Below are 26,941 nucleotides of genomic sequence, written 5' to 3' on the forward strand. Positions count from 1 at the left end.
GAGCCCCATGCCCGTTCCCCTGATCATCGATACCGACACCGCGCAGGACGACTGCGTCGCCCTGCTGGTCGGCCTGCTCGACCCCGAGGCGGACCTGCGCGCGATCACCATGGTCGCGGGCAACGTCGGCTTCGACCGGCAGGTGCGCAACGCGTTCCTGACCCTCAGCGTCGCCGGCCGCCTCGGCGAGGTCCCGATCCACCTGGGCTGCCGCCGCCCGATGGTGCGGCCGTGGGAGAGCGCGGAGAACGTGCACGGCGACGGCGCGGGCGGGCTGAGCATGGACGAGAGCGGGCTGGCCGCGGAGTCCGAGCACGCGGTGGACGCACTGGTCCGGCTGGCCGCGGAGAACCCGGGCGAACTGTCCGTGGTCGCCATCGGCCCGCTGACCAACATCGCGATGGCGGCGGTGAAGGACCCGGACTTCGCGAAGAACGTCAAGTCGCTCTACATCATGGGCGGCTCGAACAACGGCCGGGGCAACATCACCGCGGCCGCCGAGTTCAACTTCTACGTCGACCCGGAGGCCGCGAAGACCGTCTTCGCCGCGGGCTTCGAGATCACCGTGGTGCCGTGGGACCCGCTCACCCTGCGCCAGGCCGTGTTCGGGCAGAGCCGGCTGGACGAGATCGAGGCGCTGGGCACCCCGCTCTCCGACTTCTTCACCCGGGTCTGCGCCGCCACCCTGGAGTTCGACCGCGCCGTCGGCATCGACGGGACCACCCACCCCGACTCGCTGACCGCCGCGCTCCTGCTCCACCGCGAGCTGATCACCAGCAGCGACCGGTACAACGTCGACGTGGAGACGGCCGGCGAGCTCACCCGCGGCTACTCCGCGATGTCCTGGGGCGTGCACGGCCTGGAGCCCAACGCCGTGGTCGTCGAGCGGATCGACGCCGAGGGCTTCTTCTCCTACATCAAGAAGCTGCTCTCCACCCCGACCACCCCGTCCCGGGAGCTCCTCCCCCCGGCCTGACACCGGGCACGGCTGCGCCCGCCCCGCCCCGCCCCGCGCGGTGCGGGGCGGGCGCAGCCGCCGTTCAGCCCGCTTCCTCCCAGGGATCCACGAGAGCGATCCCGGTCTCCTCGAAGTCTTTGAGGCTGCGAGTGGCGACCCGAGCCTGATGCACAGACGCGATCGCGGCGATCCGGGCGTCGAAACCGGAGATCGGCCTGCCGTTCTTCTCCCGTGCCGCCACGATCCGCGCGTAGTGCGCCGCTGCTCGCCGGTCGAACGGGAGGACATGGTCGCCGAAAGCGGAGAAGACCTCCTCCGCGGCGCTCTGCAGCACGCTCTTGCGTCGACCGTCCGCAAGCCGGGCGAGGCCGTACTGGATCTCGGCGACCGTCACGGCGGTCGTGAAGAGCTCCTGCTCGTCCTGTCCACGCAACCATCCGAGCACTGCCTGCTCAGGAGCGGGCCTCATCAATTCGGAGACCACGTTGGTGTCGACGATGATCACGAGCCGAAGTCCGGTGACCGGGGAGGCTCCGAGCGCTGAGGCGGTTCGATGTCGACCCCGCCGAGCTCACCGAACCGATCCAGCAGGGTACTGAACGGCCCTTCGCTCTCTCCGGTCTCCCTGACGGCCTCCTCGAGGATGTGCCGGATCTCGGCTTCTATGGACCGCCCGTGCTGGGCGGCACGGATCCGAAGCCGACGCTTCACGGCAGGGTTCAGTCCTCTGACGCTCACGGCGGGCACTCGACCACCTCCACTGCCATCGATGCTAGCGCCCTCGCTTCCTGCGGACATGGGGTTCGGCACCAGGACCGCGGACGGAGGCGATCGCCTCTCCCACCCGGCCCGTTCGGGTCAGGGCGCGACCGGGAGGGCGCGCTTGTGGGCGGTGGCGCGGTAGCGGGCGATCAGGGCCCGCTCGACGTGCTCGGGGACCGGGGCGCCCTCCAGGAAGTCGTCGATCTCCTGGTAGGTGAGGCCGAGGGCGTCCTCGTCGGCCTTCTGCGGGCTGAGGGACTCCAGGTCGGCGGTGGGGGTCTTGTCGACCAGCGAGGCCGGGGCGCCGAGCTCGGCGGCGAGGGCGCGGACCCGGCGCTTGGTGAGGCCGGTCAGCGGGACCAGGTCGGCGGCGCCGTCGCCGAACTTGGTGAAGAAGCCGGTGACCGCCTCGGCGGCGTGGTCGGTGCCGACGACCAGCCCGCCGACCGCGCCGGCCACCGCGTACTGGGCGGCCATCCGCTCCCGCGCCTTGGCGTTGCCCAGCACGAAGTCCCGGGAGGCCTCGCTCGCGTAGTGCAGCCCGGCGACGTCGAGCATGTCGGCCAGGCCGTCGGTGGCCGGCTTGACGTCCACCGTCAGCACCCGGTCCGGCTCGATGAACTCCAGCGCGCGCTGCGCGTCCTCTTCGTCCTTCTGCACCCCGTAGGGCAGCCGCATCGCGATGAACTCGGCCTGCCCGCCGCCGGCCCGGACCCGCTCCGCGGCCAGCCGGCACAGCCGCCCGGCGGTGGAGGAGTCCACCCCGCCGCTGATCCCCAGCACCAGCGCCCGGCACCCGGTCGCGGTGAGCCGCTCCGCCAGGAAGGCGGTGCGCCGCTCGATCTCCTCCCGGACGTCGAACCCCTCGGCGACCTCGAGGGCCCGGATGATCCCGCGCCGCTCCTCGCTCAACTCGCCCACCGCCGTGTTCCTCCCTGCCGGTACGACCTGCTGCTCCGACTGGGGATTATCCCGCCCCGCCTCCCCCGCCCCGGCACCCGGGTCGCGGGAAAGGCCCGGTTTCGGGGAATCCGCTGCGGCGCTGGGTAGGCTCCGGTTAGATTCCGCCTCAGCAGATCCGGACCGACCGAGAGTGAGGCGGCCGACGATGTCGATCCCCTTGAAGGAACCGACGATGTCCGCTGATCCGCTGCCCGACTGGTTCTTCCCGCCCCCGGAGGGGTGGACGGCGGACGACCTGGACCGGCTCCCGCCCTCCGCTCCTTCGCACATCGAGCTGATCGACGGAGCACTCATCGTGACGGCGCCCCAGCGCTCCTTCCACGCCAGGACCCTCCTGCGCCTGGGAGCCGCACTCGACCTGCAGGCCCCCGAAGGGGTAGGGGTCGAACCTGAGATGACCGTGAGGCTCGGGGAGCGCCAGCGCCCCGAGCCCGACCTCGTGGTGTTCCGGGACACCGATGGCGGGAACGGGGACCGGACCTACTACCTGCCGGAGGACGTGCTCCTGGTGGTGGAGGTCGTCTCCCCCGAATCGGAGGAGCGCGACCGCAAGACCAAGCCGGTCAAGTACGCCGAGGCGGGGATCCCGCACTTCTGGCTGGTCGAGGAGGAGGAAGGCGCCGCCGCCGTGCACGTCTACGAACTGGACCGGGTCAACGGCGTCTATACCCGGACGGCCGTGGCCCGGGGGCGCCTGGAGCTGAGCGTTCCCTTCCCGGTCACCGTGGACCTCTCCCGCCTCAACCGCTGACCCGCCCCCTCCGCAGGCCGTGGGCGGTCCGCGGGATGTTCCACGTGAAACGCCGGGCGGTGCAGGACGCCCGTGGTCACGGCACCCGTTCGTAGAGGTCCTGGCCGTCGAGGACCAGGCCCTCGTGGTCGACGGAGAAGCGGTGGCCGTGCTCGGCGGTGAGGTACTCGTAGCGGGCGCGGCCGTCCGCGGCGGGTTCCAGCCGGGTGTAGCGCTGGAGGACCCGGGTGACCTGCAGTTCCGGCACGGAGATCCGGACTGCGGCGATGTCGCGGTGCTCGCCGCGGCGCAGGCCCAGGCGGCGGACGGGCAGGGTGCGGGTGAGCGGGGTGGCGGCGATGTCCACGTCGGTGCAGCCGTCCAGGAGCGGGCGGCGCTCGCCGTCCACCGTCCACAGGCCGGCCCGGCAGGTGACGTCCAGCGTCCGCACCCCCGACGAGCTCAGCACCTCCACGTGCACCGACCGGGTCGTCCAGGCGAGGTCGGTGCGGACGGTGAAGCGGCAGCTGTAGACCGCGCCGCCGTCGACGGCGGTCTCGCCGCCCTCCATCCGGTGGCCGCTCCGCTCCGGGACCAGCGCCCCGACGGCCGTCCCCCGGGCATCGTCGACGCGGGTCCACGCCACGGGAAGATCGCACATGGCATCGTTTCTACCGGGAGCCCCCGTTACGCACCAGAACGGGAGGATCACGATGCGGCGGGAGCCGCGCACCGGGCGCGACCCCCGCCGCGGGGTCATCGGGGAGGCCGGGTCACACGCCCGCGCCCTGGCTCTCCCGGCGGTACTCCGCGTCGACCCGGTCGAAGTCCTCGTCCATGTGCTCGGCGACCTTGCCCAGCCCGTTGAAGGCGTAGATGGCCGCGAAGCTCACGATCACCGCGGGGACCATCGCGTACAGCCCGGTCTCCAGCACGTTCTTGTCCAGCACGTCCCAGATGACCGAGGTGAGGCCGCCGCCGAGCATGCCGGCCAGCGCGCCGGTCCAGGTCATCCGCTTCCAGTACAGGGAGAGCAGGATGACCGGGCCGAAGCCGGCGCCGAACCCGGCCCAGGCGTAGCCCACCAGGTCCATGACGGTGCTGTTGCCGGAGAGCGCGATGCCCGACGCCGCGAGGGCGACCAGGATCACCGCGATGCGGCTGACCCAGACCAGGGTGAGCGCCGAGGCGTCCCGCTTGACGAACGCCCGGTACCCGTCCTCGGTCAGCGCCGAGGCGGCGACCAGCAGCTGGGAGTCGGCGGTGCTCATCACCGCGGCCAGGATCGCGGCCAGCAGCAGGCCGGCGACCCACGGGTTGAGCAGCGCCTGGATCAGGGCGGGGAACACGTTCTCCGCGTTGGGCAGCTCCTCCTCGAAGCCGAAGTAGCGGAGGCCGACGAAGCCCATCACCACGGCCATCAGCATCGCCGAGACCGCCCAGGAGACGCTCACCCCGGCGGCCTTGCGCACGTCGCGCACCGAGCGGATGCCCATGAACCGGGCGAGGATGTGCGGCTGGCCCAGGTAGCCGAAGCCCCACGCCAGGCCGGAGACGACCACGACCGGGGCGAGCACGCCGCCCAGCGAGAACTCGCCGGCGCCGCTGAAGCCGCCCAGCACGGAGAGCTCGCCCCCGGTGCCCACCGAGGGGTCGGAGACCACGGTGACGACCGCGACCACCGGCACGATGAGCAGGGCCAGCCACATCATCACGGCCTGGATCACGTCGGTGTAGCTGACCGCGAGGAACCCGCCGAGGAAGGTGTAGAGCACGATGATCGCCATGCCGGCGAGCACCGCGATCGAGCCCGGCATGTTGAAGACGTCCTCGAACAGCCCGCCCATGGCGACCAGGCCGGAGGCCACGTAGAAGAGGTAGAAGGCCAGGATGAGCACGGCCGAGACGCCGCGCAGCAGGCCGGTCCGGTCGGCGAACCGGTTCTCCAGGTAGGAGGAGAGGGTGAGCGAGTTGGCCTCGTCCCCCGAGCGCGCGTCCCTGGCGCGCTCGGTGTAGACCCGCAGCCGGCCGGCGATCACGATCCAGCTGCCGGCGAAGCCGAGGGCCAGGCCGACCGCGATCCACGCCTCTCCGAGGCCGGACAGGTAGATCGCACCGGGCAGGCCCAGCAGCAGCCAGCCGCTGAAGTCGCTGGCGTTGGCGCTCAGCCCGGCCACCCAGCTGTTCAGCCGGCGGCCGCCGAGTACGAAGTCGGACAGGGAGGTGGTGCGCTTGTAGACGTAGAGGCCGATGCCGACCATCACTACGAAGTACACACCGAAGGTGACGCTCGACGCCAGCAGCGATTCGCTCACGGTGCTCCTTCCTTCATCTCAGGTTTCCTCTTCGGTCTCCGCATCCTGTCCCCGTTCACCTGCGTGATCAATGACCGATATGTACTTCATCACCGGTTCGAGACATGCCCGTCACATTCCTTGACCATCATTGGCGCCTCGTCTAGGACCCGGGTGTCCTTTTTGGCCGATCCGACATACCCCGGGCGCCCTCTGATCAGGAGCGGCCACTAGCCTGGGAGGGCGACGGGAACCAGGAAGTCCGGTGCGAATCCGGCACGGTCCCGCCACTGTGACCGGGGAGTCGAACCCGCATAAGGCCACGGCGCAGCGCGCTGGAAGGCCGGGGGAGGCGCTGATCCGGGAGTCAGGAGACTGACCCGTCGCGATCGTCGACCAGGGGCGCGGACCCCGGGGGGACGGGCGTCTCCGGTGCCGCCGCGATGTGCGCCCTTTGTACGCCTCGACCACCGGCGCCGTGCCCGGATCCCGGAGAGGACCCGGACGTGCACCAGGAATCCCCCATCCCTTCCCCGGCGGGCCGCCGCGCGGTGCGCCGCACCGCGCCCGCACTCGCCTGCACCGCGCTGCTCGCCGCCGCCGGCTGCGGGGGCGGCGGCGAGCCGGCCGGGCAGGCCGCCCCCGACGAGGGCTACCCGGTCACCGTGCAGGAGTGCGACCGCGAGGTCACCGTGGACGCCCCGCCGGAGCGGGCGGTCACGCTCAACCAGCACACCACCGAGATCATGCTGGCCCTGGGCCTGGAGGACCGGATGGTGGGCACCGCGTACCTGGACGACGCCGTGCTGCCCGAGTACGCCGACGCCTACGAGGCCGTTCCGGTCCTGGCCGAGCAGTACCCCTCGTTCGAGGACCTGCTCGCCGCCGAGCCCGACTTCGCCTACGCCGGGTTCGCCTCCAGCGCCTTCGCCGAGGACGAGGGCCGGGGCCGCGAGGCCCTGGAGGACGCCGGGATGACCACCTACGCCAGCATCGAGCAGTGCGCCGACCAGGTCACCATGGAGACGGTGGCCACCGAGATCACCAACATCGGGAAGATCTTCGGGGTGGAGGACCGGGCCGAGGAGCTGGTCGCCGGCATCGAGGAGCAGGTCGCCGGGGTGGAGAAGGCCCTGGAGGGCACCGAGCCGGTGGACGTCCTGGTGGTGGACAGCATCGACGGCACCGTCTTCACCTCGGGCGGCGCCGGCATCGGCACCGAGATCATCGCGCACGCCGGCGGCCGGAACGTCTTCGACGACCTGGACAAGGTCTTCGCCGACGTCTCCATCGAGCAGGCCGCCGACCGCGAGCCGGACGCGATCCTCATCTACGACTACGGCGAGGTCTCCGCGGAGGAGAAGAAGGAGGCGGTCCTCGCCGACCCGACGCTGGCCGGGACGCCCGCCGTCGAGGAGGAGCGGTTCGCGGTGCTGCCGCTGACCTCCTCCGTCGTCGGCAACCGGGTGGGCGGCGCGGTGGAAGAGGTCGCCGAGCAGCTGCACCCGGACGCGTTCTGAGGCCCCGGTGAGCACCGCCCCCGCCACCACCGCCGGCCGCGCCGCGCGCCCCTCACCGCGGCGCGGCCCGGTGCCGCTGCTCCTGCTGCTTCCGCTGCTCGCCGCCGCGGTCCCGGTCGCCGCGACGTTCGGCATCATCACCGGGTCGGTGGACGTCTCCTTCGCCGACACCTGGCGGATCATCGCCCACCAGGCCTTCCCCGGCCTGGTCCGGCCGGACTGGCCGCCCGCGCACGAGGCGATCGTGACGGTCGCCAGGGCGCCGCGGGTGGTGCTGGCCGCGCTGGCCGGCGCCGGGCTGGCCGCGGTCGGCGCGGCCCTGCAGACCCTGGTCCGCAACCCGCTCGCCGACCCGCTGCTGCTCGGCATCTCCTCCGGAGCGACGCTCGGCGCGGTGCTGGTGGTGGTCACCGGGGCCTCCGTGCTCGGGCTGTTCACCCTGCCGCTGACCGCGTTCCTCGGCGCGCTGCTGGCACTGGTCACCGTGTACGCCCTGGCGCAGGCGCGCGGCCGGATGACGGTGACCAGGCTGATCCTGTCCGGGGTGGTGGTCGGGCAGCTGTGCGGCGCGCTGGCGAGCCTGTCCATCATGCTCTCCGGCGACCCGCACGTCGCCAAGCAGGTGCAGCGGTGGACCCTGGGCGGCCTGGCCGGGACCACCTGGCAGACGCTGCCGGTGGTCGCCGCCGCGGTGCTCGCCGCGCTGCTGGTGATCGCCGCCGCGGCCCCGGCGCTCAACGTGCTCCAGCTGGGCGAGGAGACCGCGGTGGGCATGGGGCTGAGCGTGCACCGCTTCCGCGCGCTGATGTTCGCGGCGACGTCCCTGGCCACCGGGGTGCTGGTCTCGGTGTGCGGCCCGATCGGCTTCGTCGGGCTGATGATGCCGCACATCGCCCGGATGCTGGTCGGCTCCGACCACCGCCGGGTACTCCCGGTGGCGATCCTGCTCGGCGCCTCCTTCATGATCCTCGCCGACCTGGCGGCCCGGGTGCTGGCCGCGCCGGAGGAGATCCCGATCGGCATCCTCACCGCGCTGTGCGGCGCCCCGTTCTTCCTCTGGCTGATGCGCCGGGACGCCCGCAAGGGGGGACGGAGGCTGGTCTGAGCCGCGCCGCGGATTCCGCGGCCGGGGTCCGCGACGCATCCGATACACCGGCTTCGCTTCTTCTTCGTTCCCGGGTCTCCCGCCGGTACCGCCGCGCCCCTACGCTCACGGGGCCGCCTCGACCGCCGACCGGAAGGACGCCTCCCCGTGGCCCCCGACATCTCCCGCCGCCGCCTGCTGGGCGCGGGCGCGGCCGCCGCCGGCGGCGCCGCGCTGGCCGCCTCCCCGTTCTCGCTGCTCCCGCCGTCGCTGCGGGCGGCGCTGGCCGAGCCCGCGCCGCCCGGCGGCCTGGACTCGATCGAGCACGTCGTGCTGCTGATGCAGGAGAACCGGAGCTTCGACCACTACTTCGGCACGCTGCGCGGGGTGCGCGGGTTCGGCGACCGGAACGCGGTGCGGCGGCGCGACGGCCGCCCGGTGTTCGAGCAGGGCGGCGAGCTACTGCCGGTGCTGCCGTTCGCGGTGCGCGGGGCGGCCGAGCGGCAGCGCGAGGAGCTGCAGTACATCGGCGACCTGGACCACTCCTGGGGCGGCGGCCGCCGGGCCTGGAACGGCGGGTGGATGGACGGCTGGGTGGCCGCGAAGACCGCCGCGACCATGGCCTACTACGACCGGGAGGACATCCCCTTCCAGTTCGAGCTGGCCGACACGTTCACCGTGTGCGACGCCTACCACTCCTCCATCCACACCTCCACCAGCCCCAACCGCAACCACTGGGTGAGCGGGTGGACCGGGTTCGAGGCGAACGGGAAGCGCGCCGTCGGCAACGACGCCTACGACGAGGCGGGCCACCCCGGCTACGAGTGGACCACCTACCCCGAGCGCCTGCAGGAGGCCGGCGTGACGTGGAAGGTCTACCAGGAGTGGGACAACTTCACCGACAACAACCTGGAGTACTTCGCCCGGTTCAAGGCCGTCGCCCGCAAGGCGCTGGAGAAGGCCGGCGGCCACCCCGGCTTCGGCGCGTTCTACGGCGAGCTGGCCGGCCTGCCCGAGGACGAGCAGGAGGCGCACCTCGCCGAGCTGGCCGAGGGGGTGGAGGGGCTCTCCGCGGAGGAGCGCGAGCTGTACGACCGCGCCCTGCACCGCGGCCGGCCCGGCGGCCTCGCCGACGCGTTCCGCGCCGACGTCGAGGCCGGGAGGCTGCCCAAGGTCAGCTACCTGGTGCCCAGCGCCCAGGACTCGGAGCACCCGGGCGCCTCCTCGCCGGTCCACAGCGCCACCGTCACCTACCGGATCCTGGACGCGCTGGCGTCCTCCCCGGAGGTGTGGAAGAAGACCGCGGTGATCATCTCCTTCGACGAGAACGACGGCTTCTTCGACCACGTTCCGCCGCCGGTGCCGCCGCCCGGCGAGCGGGACGAGTACTGGGACGGCACCCCCACCGGCCTGGGCGTCCGGGTGCCGCTGCTGGTCGTCTCGCCGTGGACGGTCGGCGGCTACGTCTGCTCGGAGGTGTTCGACCACACCTCGCAGGTGCGTTTCCTGGAGCGGCTGACCGGGGTGGAGGAGCCCAACGTCTCCCGCTGGCGGCGGACCGTCTGCGGCGACCTGACCGGCGCCTTCGACTTCTCCGAGGGGCGCCCGCAGCCGGCCGTGCAGGAGCCCGGCCCGATCCCGGAGTTCACCCGGCGCTGGCGGCCCCGCCCGCCGAAGGAGCAGGTGATGCCGGTGCAGGAGGAGGGCCGCCGCCCGGCCCGGCCGCTGCCCTACCAGCCCGACGCCCACGGCCGCTACGACGCCGGCGCGGGAGCGGTGCTCATCACGGCCGCGAACACCGGCACCTCCAGCGCGCACTTGGCGCTCTACGGCTACCGGGGCGAGTTCGACGCCCCGCAGCACCGCGACATCGCCCCGGGCGCCGAGGACGGCCCGTGGAAGGCGCCGGTCCCCGGCGACGGCTACGACCTGCTGCTCACCGGCCCCAACGGGTTCCGCCGCGAGTTCACCGGCTCGGCCGCCGCCGACGCCCCGGGCGGCTCCGCCCGGGTGGAGAGCCGGATCGAGGCCGAGGGCCGCAAGGTCCGGCTCACCCTGGGCAACGACGGCGATGCGGACCTGGCCTTCACCGTCACCCCGCAGGGCCACTCCGCCGAGCGCGGCGCGAAGGAGAAGGAGGTCTGCCTCTCCCCCGGCGCGGAGAAGACGCTGACCTGGCCCGCCTCCCCCACCGAGGGCTGGTACGACCTCGCCGTCACCCTGGCCGGCGACGACGCCTTCCTCCGCCGCCTGGCCGGCCACATCGAGAACGGCGGGGAGAGCGTGAGCGGCTGACGGCCCCGGGGCGGCACCCGTTCCGGCACGGCGAGGGGCGTTCCCGGCCTGTGCACAGGTGAAGGACGCGCTCGGCGCACCGATCGGCCTGTGCGGTCCGCCCGGCCTTCCGCCCGCCCCGCCGCCCCCGCCGCATCCGCGAGCCGGCCGCGCGGGAGGGGGGCGGGGCGTCAGGCCGCGGCGGCCAGCCGGGGCGGGGCGGCGGCGCGGCAGGTGTTGAGGATGACGTCGGCGACCGCGGCCGGGTTGTCCTCCATCGGGATGTGGCCGCAGCCGAGCAGGCGCACCTGCCAGGCGTGCGGGATCGCGCCGATCACCCGCTGGACCGCGCGGACCGGCAGCACCCTGTCGTCCTCGCCCCAGGCCACCGTGGTCGGGCACCGCACCACCGGGCCGCCGCCGAAGCTGTACCGGACCACCTCGGGGGCGAGCCGGGTGTAGGCCGAGCCCCGGGTGACCACGGACGGGTCGAGCCGCGCCATGTCGCCGCGGGGGTCGCGGACGCTGCCGTGCAGCGCCAGCGTGGTCAGCGCGCGCACCGGGCGGCTGTCGATCAGCGAGGTCCAGACCCGGGCCGGCACCCGGGTGGCCACGTGCATCCCGCCGACCAGGATCCGCGAGCCGAGCATCTCGGCGCCGCGGGTAAAGCCGATCGGGGAGAGCGCGGTGACCGAGGAGGCGAGGCCGCGGGCGCCGAGTTCCAGCGCGACCGCGCCGCCGAGGGAGTTGCCGGCGATGTGCGGGCGCTCCACCCCGGCGTCCGCGCACCAGTCCGCGACCGTGTCGACCAGCGCGGAGATGCCGAACGGCCGCTCCGGGTCGGGCGCCGCCGACTGCCCGAACCCGGGCAGGTCGAGGGCGTACACCTCGTACCGCTCGGCCAGCGAGCGCAGCACCGGGTCCCAGGCCTGGCGCCGGTGCCCGAGCCCGTGCAGCAGCACGAGGGGGTCACCGCCGCCGTGCCGTTCGTAAACGATTCCCCGGAAGTCCATAAACAAACGGTCTACCCGAGATAACGATCCGGTGCCACACCTTCCGGAGAATCGGAGCCCCGTGCGGGCCGGACCCGCCCCCGCTCCCCCGCCGGAGCCCCGCATCGGGCGGCCAGTGTGGCGTCGGTCACTCCAGTGCGCGCTCCCGGCGCCGATCCCCACCGGCCGGTACGGGCCACCGGCCGGCTCCGGGCCGCTCCGCTCTCCCGCACCGGGACCCGTTCCCCCAGGTCGGATCGGCCGTCCGCTCCGGCGCCCGGGAAGGCCCGCCCCGCAGTCGGTCCGGTGCCGCCTCGGGAGCCCTTGGGCGGCCCCCTACCCCTCCTTATACTCCCGGCATGTTCGACTCCCGGCATCTGCGCACCTTCCACGCGGTGGTGGACAAAGGGTCCTTCTCCGCCGCCGCGCGCGAGCTGGGGTACACCCAGCCCGCGGTCAGCCAGCAGATGCGCGCGCTGGAGCGGACCGCGGGCACGCCGCTGTTCACCCGGGTGGGCAGGGTGCTGAAGCCGACCGACGCCGGGCACATGCTGTTCCGGCACGCCGTGGACATCCTGAGCAGCCTCTCCGCCGCCGAGGAGCAGATCGCCACCGTCCGCAGGCTGCGCTCGGGCCGGGTCCGGCTGTGCACCTTCCCCAGCGCGGGGGCGACCATCATCCCCGCCGCCGTCGCCCGGCTGGCCGAGGAGCACCCGGGGATCCGGGTGGAGCTGGTGGAGACCGAGCCGCCCGACTCGCTGTGCGCGCTGCGGCGCGGCGAGTGCGACGTGACGCTGGCCTTCGACTACCGCCCCGGCCCGGCCGAGCCGCCGGAGGAGACCGCGGACGACCTGGTCACCGTGCCGCTGCTGGACGACCGCGTGGTGGTGGTGCTGCCCCGGGGCCACCCGCTGCGCCGCCGGCACCGGGTGCACCTGGCCGACCTCGCCGAGGAGCGGTGGATCGCCGGCTGCTCGCACTGCCGCGGGCACTTCGTCCGGGCCTGCGCCGACGCCGGGTTCGAGCCCGACATCGCGTTCACCACCGACGACAACCTGGCCGTGCAGAGCCTGGTGGCGGCCGGGGCGGGGGTCGCGTTCATGCCCGGCCTGGTCCTCTCCTGCCTGCGCCACCCCGGCGTGGCCGGGCGCCCGGTCGAACCGGCCGCGCACCGCCGGGTGACCGCCTACACGCTGCGCGAATACGAGCGCATCCCCGCGACCCGGCTGCTGCTCAGGGTGCTGGAGGAGACCTCCCGCCGGCTCGCCCGGGACGGCTGCGAGGGCACGTCCGGGGTCGTCGGCCTCGCACCGCCCGCCGCCGCGCCGCCGCCCTCCCGATAAGCACCGCTTGGCCTCCGGCCAACGAGATCGCCGTCGACATCCGGGCGGGGACGGAGCAGTCTCGGGGCATGCCGCCGGCACGGGCACCGTGGCGATGATCTTGACGTTGCGGGGCCATCAGAGCGCTCTGATGGCCCCGCAACGTCAAGATCATCGCCCGGGGAGCCGGTCCCGGCGGGGCGATCCGGCCGACGGCGGGCGTCGTATCACGCACCGCGCTCGACGAATCCGAAGCGTCCCATCATCCGATCCCTCACCGGCTTCCCTGGAGGTTCCATGTCCGCCGTCTCCGAGACCGCGACCACGCCCCGCCTGGACGAGCTCGTCGGCGCCGTGCGCGCCGCCGTGCGCGCGGGGACGACCGCCGCGCACACCGCCGAGCTGGTCGCCGAGCGGCTGGAGCCGTTCCTCACCGATCCGGAGCTGCTGCCCGAGTCCTGTATGGAGCCGGATCCGGACCACTACACCCAGCACGTGCTGCACGTGGAGGAGGGCGGTGCGTTCTCCGTCGTCGCGCTGGTGTGGCTGCCCGGGCAGCACACCCCCGTGCACGACCACGTCGCCTGGTGCGTCACCGGCGTGCACATCGGGACCGAGGACGAGGTCCGGTACGCGCCGGCCGGGTCCGGGGAGGAGAGGCACCTGGTCCCGGTCGGCACCGCGACCAACGGGGCGGGGGCGACCTGCGGCTTCGCCCCGCCGGGGGACATCCACCGGGTCGCCAACACCGGCGACGGGCTCGCCGTGTCCCTGCACGTGTACGGGGCGGACATCGGCCGCCTCGGCTCCAGCGTCCGCCGCACCTACGACCTGCCGGTGCGCGAGGGGTAGCGGCGGCCGCGCGGGTCACACCGCGTCGAGCTCCTGGAGCAGCCGGGTGCTGACTCCGGACCGCTCCGCGAGTTCGCCGATGCGCATGGCAATGGCGTTAGGCCTTGACGCCGACGTCAGGACAAGGGGTGATACGGGGGCAGAGGCCCTCGGCCCTGACCTCGGAGAGGAAGGCACGCCGCTCGGAGGAGGGGAAGGCCGGACGGCCGGCCTGGCGGGCCTTCGCGTCGCGGATCGCGCCGGAGGCCGACTCCCCGTCCCCTGGCGCACCGCCGGCCCCGGCCCTCCGGCCGGCTGGGGCCGGGCCGCTGCCCCGGACGCGTCACGCGCCGCCTCCCACCCGGGGAACAGGGTGGGAGGCGCGTTCCGCCCGCCCCGGGGAGGTCACGAAGCGCCGTACTTCTGCACCATCAGCCCGGCCGCGGCCGCCAGGCAGACCACCGACAGCGAGGTGACGATCCAGGCCGTCACGACCCGGTCCGGTTCCGGCGCGGCGCCGGGGTTCCGCAGTTGAGCGAGGTAGGACCGGACCAGCCGGCCCCGGATCGGAAGCAGGCAGAGCGGGATGGCCGCGAACGCCACGCTGTAGAGGAACAGGACCACCGCCGGCTCTTCCGGGCGGAGCAGCTTCATCCCCACCGCGATGGCGGCGGCCACCGGCGTCGCGGTGTACAGCCGCCGCATCGTCCGCCGGCCCCGCTCCCGCACCTCGGGTGGGACGTCGTCCCCGGACAGGGCGCCGATGACCAGTACCCGCATGCCGACCAGGAAGACCCCGGTCGCCGCGATCGCGATCAGCACCCAGCCGGACATGGGAATCGAGAACAGCATCTTCCCCGCTTTTCACCTCAGAGCAGGCGCTGATCCTATACTCAGCGCTTTCCGGCGGAGAACCCGGGGACAATCGGCCCCGGGGCGGGTCCGCGCGGCGCCCCGTCCGCGCCCCGTCCGCACGGCCGGTTCCCGGGCCGGCGGACCGCGCCGCCGAGAAGAACGGATGTGCCCCGTGTCCTCCGAACACGATCCCGCCCGAGGGCGCTCCTCCGCGCCCGCCCCGTCCCGCACCGGCGCGTTCCTGCTGCGCGCGTTCCCCCGCTTGATGGGGGCGGCCACCGTCGGCTACGCGGTCCTCGTCCTCGTCTCCCCCGAGGCGATGACGGACTCCATCGGGCTGTCCGACGGCGCGGCCGACCCCGGCCTGGAAGTGCTCACCCGTGCCGTGCTCGCGCGGGACCTGGCCTGCGGCGTCGCGATGATGTTCGCCCCCCGCGGCCTGCCGCTGCTCACCGCGATCGGTATCCGGGTCGCCTCCGACTTCAGCGACGCCCTCATCATGGGAACCGGCCTGCCCATGGCCGCGGACCGCAGCGCCGCGCTGCTGGTCGCCGGCGGTTTCGGAGCGCTGTGCGCGCTGAGCGCCCTCGGTGCGCGCCGCCCCGCTCCCCGCCCGGCCTCCGGGTAGCCGGCCCTGCTCCCGCCGGATGACCGGCGGGCGCGAAGGACGGGGGCCATCACCGGCCGCCCGCCCGGCCGGAGGCGTTCGGGCCCGGCCGGCGGGAGAGCCGGGAAGGCCACCACAGCCACCGCCCGGCGTCCAGGCCGAGTGCGGGCACCAGCACCGAGCGGACCAGCAGCGCGTCCACCAGGACGCCGAAGGAGACCAGGAACGCCAGCTGGAGCAGGAAGAGGATGGGCAGCACGGCCAGGGCGGCGAAGGTCGCGGCCAGGACCACGCCGGCCGAGGTGATCACGCCGCCGGTCAGCGCCAGGGCGCGCAGCACCCCCTCTCGCGGTCCGTGCCGCCGGGCCTCCTCCCGGGCCCGGGTCATCAGGAAGATGTTGTAGTCGATCCCCAGCGCCACCAGGAACACGAAGGCGAACAGCGGCACCACCGGGTCGGCCCCGGGCAGCTCCAGCAGGTGGTCGAAGACCAGCGCCCCGACGCCCAGCGTCGCGGCGAAGGAGAGCACCGTCGTGGCGACCAGCAGCAGCGGGGCCACCAGCGAGCGGAGCAGCACCACCAGTACCGCCGTCACCGCCAGCAGCACCAGGGGGATGATCACCCTCAGGTCGCGGGAGGAGGTGTCCAGGGTGTCGAGGTTGACCGCGGCGGTCCCGCCGACCACGGCTCCGGCTCCGGGAACCGCGTGCACCGCGGTGCGCAGCTCGCGCACGATCTCCATCGCCTCGGTGGACTCGGCCGGGGCATCCAGTGACGCGTTGATCAGCACCCGGCCGTCCACCTCCTTGGGCTGCAGCCCGGCCTCCGGGGCGCCCGGCCGCTCCGGGCCGCCCCCTCCCTCGGTCAGCGGGGCGGCCTCCGCCACTCCCGGAACGGCCTCCGCCGCGGCGGCCACCTCGCCGGCGCGCGGGGCGTCGGCGATGATCACCGCCGGAACGGCGCCGGCCCCGCCGAACCCCTGGTCCAGCCGCTCCTGGCCGGCGACCGACTCGACCTCGGTGCGGAACACCTCCAGCTGGGAGGTGCCCTCCGCCCGGAACTGCGGGACCAGCGCCGCCCCTGCGGCGAGCAGGACCACCGTGGCCGCCCAGTACCACCGCGGGCGGCGGTCCACCGAGCGGGCGATCCGGCCCCACACCGGGTGCCCGTCCAGTACCTCCTCCAGGGCCCCCTCGCCGCTGGGCGCCGGAGCGGAGGCGCGGACCGGGCGGGGAGGGAACGGCCAGAAGGCGGCCCGGCCGAGGAGGAGCAGGGCCGCGGGCAGGAAGGTAAGGGCGGAGACCAGGGCCGCGGCGATGCCCAGGGCCGCCACCGGCCCCAGGCCCCGGTTGGAGGAGAGGTCGCTGGCGAGCAGGCACAGCACGCCCAGGATCACCGTGCCGCCGGAGGCCAGCACGGGCTCCACCGAGCCGCGCAGCGCGGTCCGCACCGCCGCCGCGGGGTCCTCTCCCTGCTGCAGCGCCTCCCGGTAGCGGGCGACCAGCAGCAGCGCGTAGTCGGTACAGGCCCCCACGACCAGGATGAACAGGATGCCCTGGCTCTGGCCGTTGAGGTCGATCCACCCGGCCGAGGCCGCTCCGTACACCGCCGCGGCAGCCAGCACCAGGGCGAGCATCGCCGAGGCGATCACCACCAGGGGCAGCAGCGGGGAGCGGTAGACCGCGATCAGGATGACCAGCACCGCGCCCACCGCCACGGCCAGCAGGGTGCCGTCGATGCCGCCGAAGGCCGCGGAGAGGTCGGCGGCGATCCCGGCCGGGCCGGCGACCCGGACCTCGACCCCCTCCGGGGCGGAATCGGTGAGCAGGGCGCGCAGCTCCCGCACCGCCTCGGCGGTGTCGGCGTCCTCGGAGACCGGGACCACGAGCTGGGCGAACCGGTCGTCCTCGGTGCCCGGGATCGGGCCGGTCGGCGGGGCGGCCGCCCAGTCCTGCTCGGCGGCGCGCTCGGCGGCCTCGGAGATCTCCGCGAGCTCGCCCCGGCCGATCGGGTCCGGTGCGGAGTAGACCGCGACGGCCGGCACGGACCGGTCGTCCCGGAAGTCCTGTGCGGCCTCCTGGACCTGGGTGGACTCGGCGCCCACCGGCAGGAACGACGAGGAGTCGTTGCTCTGCACCTCCGACAGCCCGCCCATGAAGGAGCCCAGCGGCCCTGCGGCCGCCAGCCAGACCGCGACGAGCAGGACGGCGGCGCCGTACCGGATGCGCTTCGATCGGAGTGGCCCGTCCGGGCGGTCCGGCCCGGGGCTCTGCCGAGCATGCATCGCGTCCCCCTTCTCCTGGCGCCGCATAGCGACATTTTCCCTCGATAAACTTTTATCTAGAAAATCGAGATAGTAGCAGAGGAGGGTGCCGACCCGGGTCCCGTCGCCGGATGCCCCGGCGCGGCGGGGCGGGGAGCGGCGGAGAGCGGTGCGGGTGGGCGCTTTGGCGGGGAGGGCCGTCCCCGGGCGCCGCCGGATCAGCGGCTCGGAACACTAGAATCCTGTCCTTGCGGCGGACGGTCCCGGACCGCCGAACCGGCCGGAAGGAGCGCGATGGGGGAGACGCACGGAGAACGAGCGGCCCCGCGCTCGCGCGAGCTGCTCTACGGGGCGATCCAGAGCGACGGCCAGCGGCTGGCCGCGGGCCTGATCCGGCTGCTGCACGCCATGTCGGCCGGCTCCGGCCTCAACCCCACCGACTTCCAGTGCTTCGCGCTGCTGCGGGTGGGCGGCCCGATGACCCCGGGGGAGATCGCCCAGGGGCTCAGACTGGCCACCGCCTCGGTCACCGTGGTGGTCGACCGGCTGGAGGCGCACGGCCTGGTCGTCCGCGACCGCCATCCCACCGACCGGCGCAAGGTGGTGGTCCGCCTCGCCGAGCCCGCCGAGAGCGGAGGGAGCGGGGGGACCGGCCCGATCGGGCTCCGCGAGGCGATGACCTCCCTGCACGACCGGTACTCACCGGAAGAACTGGAGGTCATCGCCGACTGGCTGGGGCGCGCCGGGACCCTGCTCACCGAACTCGCCGAGCGGATCCCCTCCGATCGCGGCACCGCCGGGCCGGCGAGAGAAGCGACTCCGCCCTGAAAGGCACCGGAACCGCAGGCCGGAAAGTCTCGGCCCCGCGCTTCGGGGACGGACCTCCCGGACGGGCCTCCGGCCCCTCCCGGCAGCGGCCCACCCGCGGATCCCGTCGCGGAGAACCACGGAAAACGGCCCCCACTCCCCTCCGCCGACGGGGAATGAGGGCCGTGTCTTCTCAGGTCAGTCCCAGTCCAGGCCGCCGCCGGTCTGGTACTCGATGACCCGGGTCTCGAATAAGTACAGCGCCTTTCTCCACCTGCGGAAACGGTTCAACCGCAGGTCGGAGGGGGTGCCTGGTGGAGCCTGACGGCGTCTGAAGGCGCCTGAAGGCGTCTCGCCGCTCCCAAAACGCTCCCAAAACGGGGCCCTCCGGAGACCGCTCCGGAGGGCCCCGTGCTGTGCTGGGGCAGACGGCCTGGGCGAGTGCCCTGCGGCTTCCGGGTCGGCTCCGGAGAGTCTTCTCGTATCCGCCTCCAGCGGCCGTGATCTTGCGGGACAGTGTGACTCCGGGGACTGCTGCGGAGGAGACGCACCGGTGGGGTATGCGAGGCTGCTGGCGACGCCGCGAATCGCCGGGCTGTGGGGGGCGCAGCTGCTCGCGGTGATGGGCGCCCGGCTGTACGCGCTGGCGGTGATGTGGCTGGTCTGGGAGACCACCGGATCGGCGTTTCTCATGGGCCTGGTCGCCGTGCTGGAGTCGGTGCCCTACATCGTGATGGGCGCCGCCGGCCGCGGGGTCCTCACCCGGGTCGCGACGCTGCGGCGCCTGGCCGCGGTGGAGGCGGCGCGCGCCGGGATCGTCGCGTGCCTGCCGCTGCTGTGGGCGCTACCGGAGGCGCGCGTCCCGGGGCTGCTGGCCGTGGCCCTGCTGCTCGGCATCACCGGCGCGGTGTTCGACCCGGTGCTGCCCGGCCTGATGCCCTCGCTGGTCGCCCCGGAGCAGGCCCGGCCGGTGATGGGACTGCTCGACCTGACCGGGCGGCTGGCCCGGATCCTGGGGCCCGGCTCGGCCGGCGCCCTGCTGCTGGTCGTCTCCGAGGTCCACTTCTACTGGATCACCGCAGCCGGGTTCGCGGTCTCGGCGGTGGCGCTCGCGGTGATCGGACGCACCGCAGGAGGCGGGGGGGCGCCCTCCGGCGGAGAGCCGGGGCCCGAGCGGAAGGTCCCTTCGGCGTGGCCGCTGCTGCGCGCCCATCCGGCGGTGGCCTTCGCGGTGTCCCTGCACGGTCTGGGCATCTGGGCGGGCACCGCAGCGGCGATCGGGGTGCCGATCCTGCTGACCGAGGTCTACGGTGCCGGGGCGGGCGCCTACGGGCTGTTCACCGCCGTCACCGCGGCCGGGGCGCTGCTGGGGAACCTGGCCGTGGGCAACGTGAAGATCCGCCTGGCGGGCGGGTTCCTGGGGGTGTACTGCCTGGCGTGGATCGCCGGCGGGGCGGCGCTGGCCGCGATGGGGTTGGCGCCCACGCTCGGGGTGCTGTGGGCGGTGGCGTTCTTGTCCGGAGCGGCCGCGCCGTTCTCCGGGGTCACCCTGCACGCCTGGCTGGCCGAGCGGTTCGGCCAGGCTGAGCGGGTGGCGGTCCTGGCTGCCGACCACATGGTCATCCGGAGCGCAGGCACGGTCGGGATGCTCGTGGTGCCGCTGTATGTGGCCGCGGCGCCGCAGGCGGCGTTCGCCCTGTCGGGGCTGGCGGTCATCGCCACCGCCGGCGTGGGGCTGGTGATGGCGCCGCGTTTGGTCCGGGTCCCGGCGGCGGCGCGGAGCTGAGCACGCAGGGGCGGGCCCGCCTTTTGAGGAGCGGGCCCGCGCAGGGAAGGGGTTCAGGCGATCAGGCGGCGTCGCGGCGCCAGTGCGTCACCTCGACGTTCTCCAGCGGCACGCCCAGCTCGGTGTAGATGCGCTTGTGCATCGCGCCGAACCAGGCGCCCTTGCGCTCGGTGTAGAAGTCCTCGTCGTACCAGGCCACCCCGAGCAGGACGGTGCCGCCGCCCTGGGGGTCGCCGGTCTCGGCCTCGAAGTAGGTGGACTGCCAGTCCCACAGCATCAGCTCTTCGGGGCGGGCGCGCAGCCGCTCGTCGGAGTCGCGCAGCGCCTCGATGACCCGCTTGGCGGTCTTGTGGTCGGGGCAGTAGTAGCGGCAGTCGGAGAAGGCGATGGCGGTCTTGCCGTCGCGGCGGGTCTCGTCGTCGTCCTCGCCGACCAGGACGCGGACGCGGGTCACCGGCTCCACGCCGGGGTCGTACATCGTGAGGGTGGACATTGCGGGGGTTCCTTTCTCTGGGGGGCCGGTCACCGGTCAGCGGCCGGCACGGGGGTGAGGTGGCCGGGGGCGGAGCCGTCGCGCATCCGGCACCCGCCCGGGGCGGCGTAGCGGATGTTCAGACCGACCCGGGGGGTGTCCGTGCGGTTGGGCGGGCTGGTGTGGATCAGCCGGGCGTCCATGAGCAGGCCGTGCCCGGCCTTCACCGGGACGCTCTCCCACCGGGAAGGAGCGGGGGCGTCGATGGTCAGCGGGCGGCCCGGCGCCTCGGCGCGGCGGGTGGGCAGGTAGCCGCCGGTCTGGGAGCCGGGGGCGATGCGCAGGCACCCGGAAGCGGGGGTGGCGTCGGTGAGGGCGAGCCAGACGGTGGCGGCGCGCTGGGGGTCCAGGAGGAGGCGGTCGTTGGTGCCGTCCTGGTGGGGCGGGACCTCCATGTCCGCGCGGGGCGGCTTGGTGATGAGGAAGGTGTTCTCCACGGCGATCCGGGGGCCCAGCAGAGCCCGGGCCGGAGCGGTCACCTCCGGGGAGAGCACCAGGGCGCGGATGGCGGGCAGGTGCTCATGCGGGTTGGACACGACCGGGGATTCCGGATCGAGGCCGCTGATAAGTCGCTGAATGTGATCAGCCTCGGCCCAAGGGCCGAAACGGGCGCACCCGATACGGATGAATTCATCCAGGTCAACGGGGAGGATTTCCGGGCGGGTGACCAATTCACCACCACCAAAGATCACTCTTCGTTAGGTTATGACGTAATCACTGTCACTCGCCGCCCTCCCTACGTCAATAGGTCATGACCTATCCTGGCGGCCACACAATCCCAACCCCGAAGGAGGCGGAAATGACCCGCTGGGAGGAAATCGCCCGCGAACTGCGCAATTCGATCACCAGCGGAGAAATTGCCCCCGGGGACGTGATCCCGCGCGAGGCCGACCTGCAGGAACGCTACGGCGCCTCCCGCATCACCGTCCGCCGGGCCGTCGACGAACTCCAACGCGAAGGCCTGGTCGACAAGATCCGCAAACGCGGCACCGTCGTGCGCGCCCATCCCCCGCGCCACCCGCTCACCCGCTCCCGGCGCGTCTTCCGCGACGAGCTGGGCTACTACTTCGACCCCCTCGCCCAAGGATGGCGCGCCCTGCGCACCCCGACCGTCACCGCGGCGCCGGCCCCCGCCGACGTCGCCCGGATCCTCGGCGTGGACCCGGGAGGCGAGGTGACCGTCCGCTCACGGGTCATGGGCGACCCCGCCACCGGCCAGGCCGCCCAGCTCGCGACCTCCTACCTCGCCCCCGACGCCGTCGCCGAGCTGCCAGTGCTCGCCGCGCCCGACACCGGCCCCGGCGGCATCTACGACCGCATGGAGGAGGCCGGGCACGGGCCGCTGGAGTGGGAGGAGGCGATCACCGCCCGGATGCCCGCGCCCGCCGAGGCCGAGCACCTCGCCCTGGGGCCGGGGATCCCGGTGCTGCGGATCGTCCGCACCACCCGCGGCGCCGACGGCCGCGTCCTGGAGGTCAACGAGACCGTGGTCAGCGCCGGCCGGTTCGAGGTGGGCTACCCCATCGAGCGGGACGCCGGCGCACTACCCGAATAGGCGGCAACCCGCCCGCCCTCAGCGAGAGGCTGCCTCCGCGCCTTGAGGTTGCCCGGGTTTCCGAAAGCGGCCTCATCCGGCATTCCGCCTCGTGTCCGGCACACCACGGCGTAGCCTCCCGGGGACATCCCCCTGACACCGAGGAGGCGCGTATGAAGCGCATCACCGTCCCCGCCGCTGCGGCTCTCGTTCTGTTCTCGGCGGGCTGCTCCGGGGCGGCGTCCGACCCGGAGCAGCCCACCCCGGAGGAGGCGCCGGTCGCTGAGGAAGCCGCAGGCGAGGAGGAGGCCGGCCCCGCGACGGTGGGCCTGGACGGGCCCCACGACTTCGGCGACGGGTTCACTGTCGAGATCACCGATCTTCGCCGGGAGGTCGACCCCGACGGCTTCAACAGCTCGACAGGGGAAGAGGGCGAACTTCCGTATGCGGCGTGGAAGTTCGAGATCACCAACACCAGCGGAGCCCCGCTGCACACTGGGTCCACGACGAGCGCGTGCTTCGTCGGAGACCCCTTGGAGGAGAGCGAGCAACCGGTCCTCGGCGAGTCGGTGAACCCACCGGACACGCTGGCCGACGGCCAGTCGGCGACCTGGGATGCCGACTGCTGGATGGGCGAGGAGGAGTCCCAGCTGCAGTACACGCTGGAGTTCTGGGACGAGGAAGGGGCGGAGCCGACCTACACGGTCACGTTCGCCGGCGAGGTCCCGCAGTGATGCGCACCTGGTGCGGCAGCCGCTAGCATTCTTCTGATGCTCTCCGGAGCACTCAGGTGCGCGTCGGCCCCCTCTCCCCTAGCTGGTGAGGGGGCCGACGTGTTTCCAGGTCAAAGGCGGTTCGCCTTGACGTCGCGGAGGAAGCAGCGCCACTCGGCGGCGGGGAAGGCCAGGTGGCCGTCCTGCCTGTTCTTCGTGTCGCGGATCGCGCCCGCGCCGGCCTCCAGGTCGGCGACTTCGACGCAGTTCTGGTTGCGGTTGCTATAGCTGCTCTTGCGGAACTCAGGTGTGGTGTTCATGGGCCGCTAGTCGCTTTCTTCGGAAATGATCTTTTCAATGAAGGCAGCACTCTGGACGGTGGTCAGGGCAGCCGCCTGGACATCGGCGAAGAGCGCTACGCAGTCGGCGACCTCGTCCGGGTCCTCCTCGAACAAGCCGCTTCCCACCGAGTCGGTGTAGACGATCGGCCGGTCCAGCGGGTCGGGAAACTCAAGGATGCTGATCGGGCTCCCCAGCGCGGCGTGCGCCCCGACGGAGAACGGAAGCACCTGAATGTCGATGTTCGGGAGCTGACCGACACGCAGCAGGTACTGGAACTGCTTGCGCATCACGTCCGCCCCACCGAGCGGGCGGCGCAGTGCGGCCTCGTCGATGATCGCCCACAGTCGCGGGGGCGCTTCGAACCGCGTCAAGATCTCTCGGCGCTCCATACGGGCGTCCACCTGCCGCTGCAGATGCCCCGGTGAAGTGAGCCGGCCTCCACGGAAGACCGCTTCGGCGTACTCCGGTGTCTGCAGCAGACCCGGGATGGTAGCGACCTCATATGTCCGGATCAGGCTCGCTTCAGCCTCGAAGTCAGGCAACGGCTCGGCGCCGAAGATGTCGCGGTACTTCCACCACCAGCCCTTCTGCTTCGCGTCGCGTGCGAGCTGGTGCATTGCTTCGCGGGCGGCGTCGTCCTCGACCCCGTACAGGCTCAGCATCGCGTCCAGGTCGGAGGGCTTGACGGTCTTCAGCTCGCTGGTCTCCACGCGCCCGACCTTCGCGCGGGCCCAGTCCAGCCGGTCAGCAGCCTGCTGGAGCGTGTATCCCGCCTGTTCGCGCAGTTGACGGAGCTGCGCGCCGAGTCGGCGGCGGCGCACCGAGGGGCTGTAGGACTGCGTGCGTGCCATGGGAACCAGTCTAGCCCGGAAGAAAAAAGAGAGAATCCCAGATAGTCTCTTGCAAAGAATGCACATCTGGTCTCATGATGGTGCCCACCTGAGTAGCCCAGCTCTATCGAGAGATTGGGAGAGCATCAAACATGAAAATCGTCAAAGTACGCACATCACGTAGTCGACCCTGCTCGGCGTCGGCTTCCCCGGAGGTGGCCGTGGCCGCACCCCAGGAGTTCGTACTGGCCGATGACGCCCTCTACAGCGATGGCCGCGAGCTGAGCGGGGCCGAGGTCGACACGATCGCCGCCCGGCTTGAGCGGGCCCGGCTGTCCACCTGGTGGCGCGAACTGCGCTTCACCTACCCCCTCGGCTGCCGTGTGCGCTGGGGCCGAGCCCAGCAGGCCACTGTCGTCGGCTACAGCCACGCTCCCGCCGGAACCGGCCCAGCCGAACACCGCCTGCGCGTCCGCACCCGCCGGGGAGACGAGATCCTGCTGCCCGTCAGCGAAGCCGTCCGGCTGCGCGCCTCGGAGGTGGAGTGATGACCGCCCGCTCCGCTGACGCCTCCCGCCAGCTCCTCGACGCCATCTCCGGCGTCCTCACCCCGGCTCCCGCAGCCAACGAGCTGTGGGCACGTGACCGCCTGGTCTCCGACCGGGCCGCGCACGTCGCCTCGGTGCTGGCCATGGCCGACGAGGTGAGCACGGAGGCCCTGACCGCCGGCGTCCGCCAGGCGGCCGCGTACTTCCCCGTCACCTACCGGGAGGCGGCGCTGTGATGATCACCTACACCCCGCCGCCACCGCCGAGCAGCGCCTACCAGCGCTTCGTCGACATCGCCCTGGACCACCGGGACTGGGACATCGGCTACCGCGCCGATGAGACCGGGACCGGCCGCTTCGAGGCACTGCACGGGTCCGGCCTGGCCATCAGCACTCCCGACTTGGGAGCTTTCGCCCTGCTGCTCCGGCTCAGCGACGAGCGGCTGTTGGACCTGGAGGACCCGCCTGCCCGGGTCCGCCCCTACCTCGTCGCCTGGGAGCGCGAGCAGGCCGAGCGCGAGGCCGAGGAGACTGCGGCACTGATGGTCATCGCCCGCCGCCACGGCGAAGCCTCGGACGTCGTCAACGAGGTCGACAGGAGGTGGGCCCGTGAGCGCGCCTTTGCTTAGCGCCAGCGCCGCCGCCGACCTCCTCGGCGTCTCCCCGACCACGATCGCCCGCTGGGTCAACTCAGGGAAGCTGGCGTACATGCGGACCCCCGCGGGTCACCGGCGATTCTCCCTGGAGGTCATCGAACAGCTTCGAGCCCCCGCAGAAGGAGGGGCCGTGTCTTCCTCCGCCGCTCACCACCGCATCATCAGAGCCCCCCACCCCGACATGGTCCAGGTCGAGGCCGACCCCGCCGGCACCGTCCTGATCCCGGCCCCGGAGTGGAGGTCCTGCTCTCCCCGGGCGGATCCAGTGCGGCCTACCTGGCCCGGCTCAACGACGCCATCGCCGCCGCCCGCGAACTCCTGAACCGCTCTGCTTCGGGGAGGTCCTGATGCCGACCAAGGCCAAGCTCCTTCTTCCTCGGGTCCACCGCCCGGACCCGGTCACCGACCACGCCGACGGCCTCTACGACCGCCTCTCCGAGGCACTGCGCGAACGCGGCCGGACCGTCGCCGACCGGGCCCGGAACCAGAAGGCCGCCGACGAGGCGTTCACCGCGCTGGACAGGCACCTGCGGCGGGGCGGGCAGCTGCCGACCCCGTGGCGGGGGGCGTCCCAGCCTCCCGACCCGCGCCCCTGACCGCCGCGCCCCGGCCACCCGGCCGCTGAGGCCGGGGCGCGGCCACCTCGCCGGGCCGCCCGTTCCCGCCTCCTTCCCTGTACGGGCGGCCCGGCCCCACCGCGGAAGAGCACCCGGGGTGCTGCAGTCCCCCGCCCCACCGGGCCGGGGAGCGCCCCGGGCGGGCCACCGCCACCGCCACCGAAGACCACGGAGACCACAGTGCGCCGGTTTGGGAGACCCGGCGCTCCCGGGCGGTCCGCCTCTGCGTGCGGCGCCGCCGCCGGCCCCTCCCTGTCCCCGGCGGGGAGGGGTCGGCAAGATCGACCAGCATCGACCAGCGAGGAGGAGCATGCGCACCACCAGCGGAATGCCACCGCCTTCGAGGCCCGTTGCGGCCAATCCAGCCGATTCGGTGGCGTGGAGGGAGGCGGGTGTGGTGACGTCGGAGGCACCACCAGGGTGTCCCGCTCGCGCCCTCCCGCTGCCGCTGCTACGGCGTGGTGATCTGCAACCCGTGTAGAGACCCCCGCGCGTCTCTATTCCTATGACCCCGTGAGGCGCGCGGGCCAAGCCCCGGCCGGGGCCGGGCGGCACCGCAGAGGGGCGGTGCCCAGCGGGGCGGACCACCAGGTCCGCCCCGCTTCATCGTGCGGCGTGCTGTGGCGCGCACGCGGACCGGGATAGCGTGCCGGAGGCACCCTGGAAGGGGGCCGGAAGCGCGTGTGCTGCGCCCGCCCCGTCTCGGACGCGGGGCCGGGGTTCTGGCCGCCCGGGGCCGGAGGGGTGTGGCTTCCTCATCGCCCGAAGAGGAGAGGTCGTGCTGCACAGCGTCGGTCTCGGGTGCCGGGGAAGGCCGAAGGCCGCCCCCGGGGCTCGGGGGCGACGCGGTCAGTGCAGCATGGCCTCGACGATGAGGATCGCGATGAGGTGGGCCACGACCCCGAAGGCGACAGCAGCGGCCAGGTTCTCGGCACCGTGGAAGAGACGGATGAGGCGGGCGTAGTACTCGCGCATTTCGACCTCCTGTAAGGGTGACGCAGGCCGCGTGATCCCGGTCCGCGTGCGCGCGCAACCCCGCCCCGGAGCGCAGCGAAGGGGCGGGGTTGCCGAAGGTCGCTGGCGTCTGGCGCGGCGACGCCCCGGGGAAGATGTCACCCTTAC

General features: G+C 73.1%; 29 protein-coding genes, 1 pseudogene and 1 riboswitch. Of the genes and pseudogenes, 17 read left to right on the top strand and 13 right to left on the bottom strand.

The features are described 5' to 3' along the window. Positions 1-7: 7 nt before the first annotated feature. Positions 8-976 (top strand): nucleoside hydrolase, encoded by a 969-nt coding sequence (locus J0910_RS29710; protein ID WP_420161822.1) that lies wholly within the window; start codon positions 8-10, stop codon positions 974-976. A 64-nt stretch (positions 977-1,040) separates the two neighbouring features. Here J0910_RS29710 and J0910_RS29715 read toward each other — a convergent pair whose 3' ends face one another. The 3 genes from J0910_RS29715 to nadE are packed head-to-tail and all read right to left on the bottom strand — an operon-like array spanning position 1,041 to position 2,641. Continuing rightward, entirely contained in the window at positions 1,041-1,463 is a 423-nt protein-coding gene (locus J0910_RS29715; protein ID WP_420161823.1) for a type II toxin-antitoxin system VapC family toxin, read from the bottom strand. Then, positions 1,460-1,756, bottom strand: coding sequence for a FitA-like ribbon-helix-helix domain-containing protein (locus J0910_RS29720; RefSeq protein WP_420161824.1), 297 nt, complete (start codon positions 1,754-1,756; stop codon positions 1,460-1,462). The genes J0910_RS29715 and J0910_RS29720 overlap by 4 nt, the downstream gene beginning before the upstream one ends. A gap of 60 nt (positions 1,757-1,816) precedes the next feature. Then, complete coding sequence (gene nadE / locus J0910_RS29725; RefSeq protein WP_420161825.1) at positions 1,817-2,641, bottom strand: ammonia-dependent NAD(+) synthetase; 825 nt, start codon at positions 2,639-2,641, stop codon at positions 1,817-1,819. A gap of 214 nt (positions 2,642-2,855) precedes the next feature. On the opposite strand from nadE, the gene J0910_RS29730 reads away from it, so the two are divergent. Beyond that, on the top strand, positions 2,856-3,434 hold the full coding sequence (locus tag J0910_RS29730) for a Uma2 family endonuclease (RefSeq protein WP_420161826.1): 579 nt from the start codon (positions 2,856-2,858) through the stop codon (positions 3,432-3,434). Positions 3,435-3,510: 76 nt separating this feature from the next. Here the strand turns inward: J0910_RS29730 and J0910_RS29735 are convergent, their stop codons facing one another. Together J0910_RS29735 and putP are read right to left on the bottom strand one after the other, a co-directional pair. Then, the gene (locus tag J0910_RS29735) at positions 3,511-4,074 is read right to left on the bottom strand and encodes a putative glycolipid-binding domain-containing protein (protein WP_420161827.1); all 564 of its coding nucleotides are present in this window, start codon (positions 4,072-4,074) and stop codon (positions 3,511-3,513) included. A gap of 112 nt (positions 4,075-4,186) precedes the next feature. Beyond that, the gene (gene putP / locus J0910_RS29740) at positions 4,187-5,728 is read right to left on the bottom strand and encodes a sodium/proline symporter PutP (protein ID WP_420161828.1); all 1,542 of its coding nucleotides are present in this window, start codon (positions 5,726-5,728) and stop codon (positions 4,187-4,189) included. A gap of 186 nt (positions 5,729-5,914) precedes the next feature. Next, a riboswitch (cobalamin riboswitch) is annotated at positions 5,915-6,105 on the top strand. Between the two features lie 108 nt (positions 6,106-6,213). Between putP and J0910_RS29745 the strand changes: the two genes are divergently transcribed. From J0910_RS29745 to J0910_RS29755, 3 genes are all read left to right on the top strand, one after another. Beyond that, positions 6,214-7,227, top strand: a complete 1,014-nt coding sequence (locus J0910_RS29745; protein WP_420161829.1) for an ABC transporter substrate-binding protein — start codon at positions 6,214-6,216, stop codon at positions 7,225-7,227. 7 nt (positions 7,228-7,234) lie between these two features. Further along, a complete protein-coding gene (locus tag J0910_RS29750) occupies positions 7,235-8,332 on the top strand; it encodes a FecCD family ABC transporter permease (protein ID WP_420161830.1) in 1,098 nt (365 codons plus the stop codon). Positions 8,333-8,479: 147 nt separating this feature from the next. Beyond that, positions 8,480-10,606: a phosphocholine-specific phospholipase C gene (locus J0910_RS29755; protein WP_420161831.1), complete on the top strand. Its 2,127-nt coding sequence runs from the start codon at positions 8,480-8,482 to the stop codon at positions 10,604-10,606. Between the two features lie 170 nt (positions 10,607-10,776). On the opposite strand, the gene J0910_RS29760 is transcribed toward J0910_RS29755, so the two are convergent. Further along, positions 10,777-11,598, bottom strand: coding sequence for an alpha/beta fold hydrolase (locus tag J0910_RS29760; protein ID WP_420161832.1), 822 nt, complete (start codon positions 11,596-11,598; stop codon positions 10,777-10,779). Positions 11,599-11,936: 338 nt separating this feature from the next. Between J0910_RS29760 and J0910_RS29765 the strand changes: the two genes are divergently transcribed. Continuing rightward, positions 11,937-12,920, top strand: a complete 984-nt coding sequence (locus J0910_RS29765) for a LysR family transcriptional regulator (protein ID WP_420161833.1) — start codon at positions 11,937-11,939, stop codon at positions 12,918-12,920. Positions 12,921-13,196: 276 nt separating this feature from the next. Next, positions 13,197-13,751, top strand: coding sequence for a cysteine dioxygenase family protein (locus J0910_RS29770; protein ID WP_420161834.1), 555 nt, complete (start codon positions 13,197-13,199; stop codon positions 13,749-13,751). Positions 13,752-14,135: 384 nt separating this feature from the next. Here J0910_RS29770 and J0910_RS29775 read toward each other — a convergent pair whose 3' ends face one another. Continuing rightward, positions 14,136-14,582 (bottom strand): hypothetical protein, encoded by a 447-nt coding sequence (locus J0910_RS29775; RefSeq protein ID WP_420161835.1) that lies wholly within the window; start codon positions 14,580-14,582, stop codon positions 14,136-14,138. A gap of 175 nt (positions 14,583-14,757) precedes the next feature. Here J0910_RS29775 and J0910_RS29780 point away from each other — a divergent pair, with 175 nt between their 5' ends. Beyond that, on the top strand, positions 14,758-15,213 hold the full coding sequence (locus J0910_RS29780) for a hypothetical protein (RefSeq protein WP_420161836.1): 456 nt from the start codon (positions 14,758-14,760) through the stop codon (positions 15,211-15,213). 49 nt (positions 15,214-15,262) lie between these two features. Here J0910_RS29780 and J0910_RS29785 read toward each other — a convergent pair whose 3' ends face one another. Then, positions 15,263-17,503, bottom strand: coding sequence for an MMPL family transporter (locus tag J0910_RS29785; RefSeq protein WP_420161837.1), 2,241 nt, complete (start codon positions 17,501-17,503; stop codon positions 15,263-15,265). A 246-nt stretch (positions 17,504-17,749) separates the two neighbouring features. Here J0910_RS29785 and J0910_RS29790 point away from each other — a divergent pair, with 246 nt between their 5' ends. Further along, positions 17,750-18,283, top strand: coding sequence for a MarR family winged helix-turn-helix transcriptional regulator (locus tag J0910_RS29790; protein ID WP_420161838.1), 534 nt, complete (start codon positions 17,750-17,752; stop codon positions 18,281-18,283). 532 nt (positions 18,284-18,815) lie between these two features. Then, complete coding sequence (locus J0910_RS29795) at positions 18,816-20,048, top strand: MFS transporter (protein ID WP_420156500.1); 1,233 nt, start codon at positions 18,816-18,818, stop codon at positions 20,046-20,048. 61 nt (positions 20,049-20,109) lie between these two features. On the opposite strand, the gene J0910_RS29800 is transcribed toward J0910_RS29795, so the two are convergent. Together J0910_RS29800 and J0910_RS29805 are read right to left on the bottom strand one after the other, a co-directional pair. Next, positions 20,110-20,541: a hypothetical protein gene (locus J0910_RS29800; RefSeq protein ID WP_420156501.1), complete on the bottom strand. Its 432-nt coding sequence runs from the start codon at positions 20,539-20,541 to the stop codon at positions 20,110-20,112. Positions 20,542-20,570: 29 nt separating this feature from the next. Next, the gene (locus J0910_RS29805; RefSeq protein ID WP_420156502.1) at positions 20,571-21,116 is read right to left on the bottom strand and encodes a phytanoyl-CoA dioxygenase family protein; all 546 of its coding nucleotides are present in this window, start codon (positions 21,114-21,116) and stop codon (positions 20,571-20,573) included. A 263-nt stretch (positions 21,117-21,379) separates the two neighbouring features. Between J0910_RS29805 and J0910_RS29810 the strand changes: the two genes are divergently transcribed. Next, entirely contained in the window at positions 21,380-22,135 is a 756-nt protein-coding gene (locus tag J0910_RS29810) for a GntR family transcriptional regulator (protein ID WP_420156503.1), read from the top strand. Positions 22,136-22,287: 152 nt separating this feature from the next. Continuing rightward, positions 22,288-22,848, top strand: coding sequence for a hypothetical protein (locus tag J0910_RS29815; RefSeq protein ID WP_420156504.1), 561 nt, complete (start codon positions 22,288-22,290; stop codon positions 22,846-22,848). A 110-nt stretch (positions 22,849-22,958) separates the two neighbouring features. Here J0910_RS29815 and J0910_RS29820 read toward each other — a convergent pair whose 3' ends face one another. After that, positions 22,959-23,147 (bottom strand): DUF397 domain-containing protein, encoded by a 189-nt coding sequence (locus J0910_RS29820; RefSeq protein ID WP_420156505.1) that lies wholly within the window; start codon positions 23,145-23,147, stop codon positions 22,959-22,961. Between the two features lie 6 nt (positions 23,148-23,153). Next, positions 23,154-24,020: a helix-turn-helix domain-containing protein gene (locus J0910_RS29825; protein WP_420156506.1), complete on the bottom strand. Its 867-nt coding sequence runs from the start codon at positions 24,018-24,020 to the stop codon at positions 23,154-23,156. A gap of 131 nt (positions 24,021-24,151) precedes the next feature. Here J0910_RS29825 and J0910_RS29830 point away from each other — a divergent pair, with 131 nt between their 5' ends. The 5 genes and pseudogenes from J0910_RS29830 to J0910_RS29850 all read left to right on the top strand — a co-directional run bounded on the left by J0910_RS29830 (position 24,152) and on the right by J0910_RS29850 (position 25,798). After that, entirely contained in the window at positions 24,152-24,547 is a 396-nt protein-coding gene (locus tag J0910_RS29830; protein ID WP_420156507.1) for a hypothetical protein, read from the top strand. Then, positions 24,547-24,783 carry a hypothetical protein gene (locus J0910_RS29835; protein WP_420156508.1) on the top strand — a complete coding sequence of 79 codons (237 nt, stop codon included), beginning with the start codon at positions 24,547-24,549 and terminating at the stop codon, positions 24,781-24,783. Before J0910_RS29830 ends, J0910_RS29835 begins: the two co-directional genes overlap by 1 nt. Continuing rightward, positions 24,783-25,175, top strand: coding sequence for a hypothetical protein (locus J0910_RS29840; protein WP_420156509.1), 393 nt, complete (start codon positions 24,783-24,785; stop codon positions 25,173-25,175). The genes J0910_RS29835 and J0910_RS29840 overlap by 1 nt, the downstream gene beginning before the upstream one ends. Further along, positions 25,156-25,299: pseudogene (locus J0910_RS29845) on the top strand (helix-turn-helix domain-containing protein); the annotation flags it as partial. The gene J0910_RS29840 and the pseudogene J0910_RS29845, both read left to right, overlap by 20 nt. A 250-nt stretch (positions 25,300-25,549) precedes the next feature. Further along, positions 25,550-25,798 carry a hypothetical protein gene (locus J0910_RS29850; RefSeq protein ID WP_420156510.1) on the top strand — a complete coding sequence of 83 codons (249 nt, stop codon included), beginning with the start codon at positions 25,550-25,552 and terminating at the stop codon, positions 25,796-25,798. 870 nt (positions 25,799-26,668) lie between these two features. Here the strand turns inward: J0910_RS29850 and J0910_RS29855 are convergent. Beyond that, on the bottom strand, positions 26,669-26,794 hold the full coding sequence (locus J0910_RS29855; protein ID WP_420156511.1) for a hypothetical protein: 126 nt from the start codon (positions 26,792-26,794) through the stop codon (positions 26,669-26,671). Positions 26,795-26,941: the final 147 nt, after the last annotated feature.

The organism is Nocardiopsis oceanisediminis, from assembly GCF_048595525.1.
GTDB lineage: Bacteria > Actinomycetota > Actinomycetes > Streptosporangiales > Streptosporangiaceae > Nocardiopsis_A > Nocardiopsis_A oceanisediminis.

What these genes read in the sequence shown, in the direction of transcription:
- J0910_RS29710 (WP_420161822.1), top strand. Translation starts at nt 8, where the DNA reads ATGCCCGTTCCCCTGATCATCGATACCGACACCGCGCAGGACGACTGC.
- J0910_RS29720 (WP_420161824.1), bottom strand. Translation starts at nt 1,756, where the DNA reads ATGTCCGCAGGAAGCGAGGGCGCTAGCATCGATGGCAGTGGAGGTGGT.
- J0910_RS29730 (WP_420161826.1), top strand. Translation starts at nt 2,856, where the DNA reads ATGTCCGCTGATCCGCTGCCCGACTGGTTCTTCCCGCCCCCGGAGGGG.
- J0910_RS29735 (WP_420161827.1), bottom strand. Translation starts at nt 4,074, where the DNA reads ATGTGCGATCTTCCCGTGGCGTGGACCCGCGTCGACGATGCCCGGGGG.
- J0910_RS29760 (WP_420161832.1), bottom strand. Translation starts at nt 11,598, where the DNA reads ATGGACTTCCGGGGAATCGTTTACGAACGGCACGGCGGCGGTGACCCC.
- J0910_RS29765 (WP_420161833.1), top strand. Translation starts at nt 11,937, where the DNA reads ATGTTCGACTCCCGGCATCTGCGCACCTTCCACGCGGTGGTGGACAAA.
- J0910_RS29770 (WP_420161834.1), top strand. Translation starts at nt 13,197, where the DNA reads ATGTCCGCCGTCTCCGAGACCGCGACCACGCCCCGCCTGGACGAGCTC.
- J0910_RS29775 (WP_420161835.1), bottom strand. Translation starts at nt 14,582, where the DNA reads ATGCTGTTCTCGATTCCCATGTCCGGCTGGGTGCTGATCGCGATCGCG.
- J0910_RS29785 (WP_420161837.1), bottom strand. Translation starts at nt 17,503, where the DNA reads ATGCGGCGCCAGGAGAAGGGGGACGCGATGCATGCTCGGCAGAGCCCC.
- J0910_RS29790 (WP_420161838.1), top strand. Translation starts at nt 17,750, where the DNA reads ATGGGGGAGACGCACGGAGAACGAGCGGCCCCGCGCTCGCGCGAGCTG.
- J0910_RS29800 (WP_420156501.1), bottom strand. Translation starts at nt 20,541, where the DNA reads ATGTCCACCCTCACGATGTACGACCCCGGCGTGGAGCCGGTGACCCGC.
- J0910_RS29810 (WP_420156503.1), top strand. Translation starts at nt 21,380, where the DNA reads ATGACCCGCTGGGAGGAAATCGCCCGCGAACTGCGCAATTCGATCACC.
- J0910_RS29815 (WP_420156504.1), top strand. Translation starts at nt 22,288, where the DNA reads ATGAAGCGCATCACCGTCCCCGCCGCTGCGGCTCTCGTTCTGTTCTCG.
- J0910_RS29820 (WP_420156505.1), bottom strand. Translation starts at nt 23,147, where the DNA reads ATGAACACCACACCTGAGTTCCGCAAGAGCAGCTATAGCAACCGCAAC.
- J0910_RS29825 (WP_420156506.1), bottom strand. Translation starts at nt 24,020, where the DNA reads ATGGCACGCACGCAGTCCTACAGCCCCTCGGTGCGCCGCCGCCGACTC.
- J0910_RS29830 (WP_420156507.1), top strand. Translation starts at nt 24,152, where the DNA reads ATGAAAATCGTCAAAGTACGCACATCACGTAGTCGACCCTGCTCGGCG.
- J0910_RS29835 (WP_420156508.1), top strand. Translation starts at nt 24,547, where the DNA reads ATGACCGCCCGCTCCGCTGACGCCTCCCGCCAGCTCCTCGACGCCATC.
- J0910_RS29840 (WP_420156509.1), top strand. Translation starts at nt 24,783, where the DNA reads ATGATCACCTACACCCCGCCGCCACCGCCGAGCAGCGCCTACCAGCGC.
- J0910_RS29850 (WP_420156510.1), top strand. Translation starts at nt 25,550, where the DNA reads ATGCCGACCAAGGCCAAGCTCCTTCTTCCTCGGGTCCACCGCCCGGAC.
- J0910_RS29855 (WP_420156511.1), bottom strand. Translation starts at nt 26,794, where the DNA reads ATGCGCGAGTACTACGCCCGCCTCATCCGTCTCTTCCACGGTGCCGAG.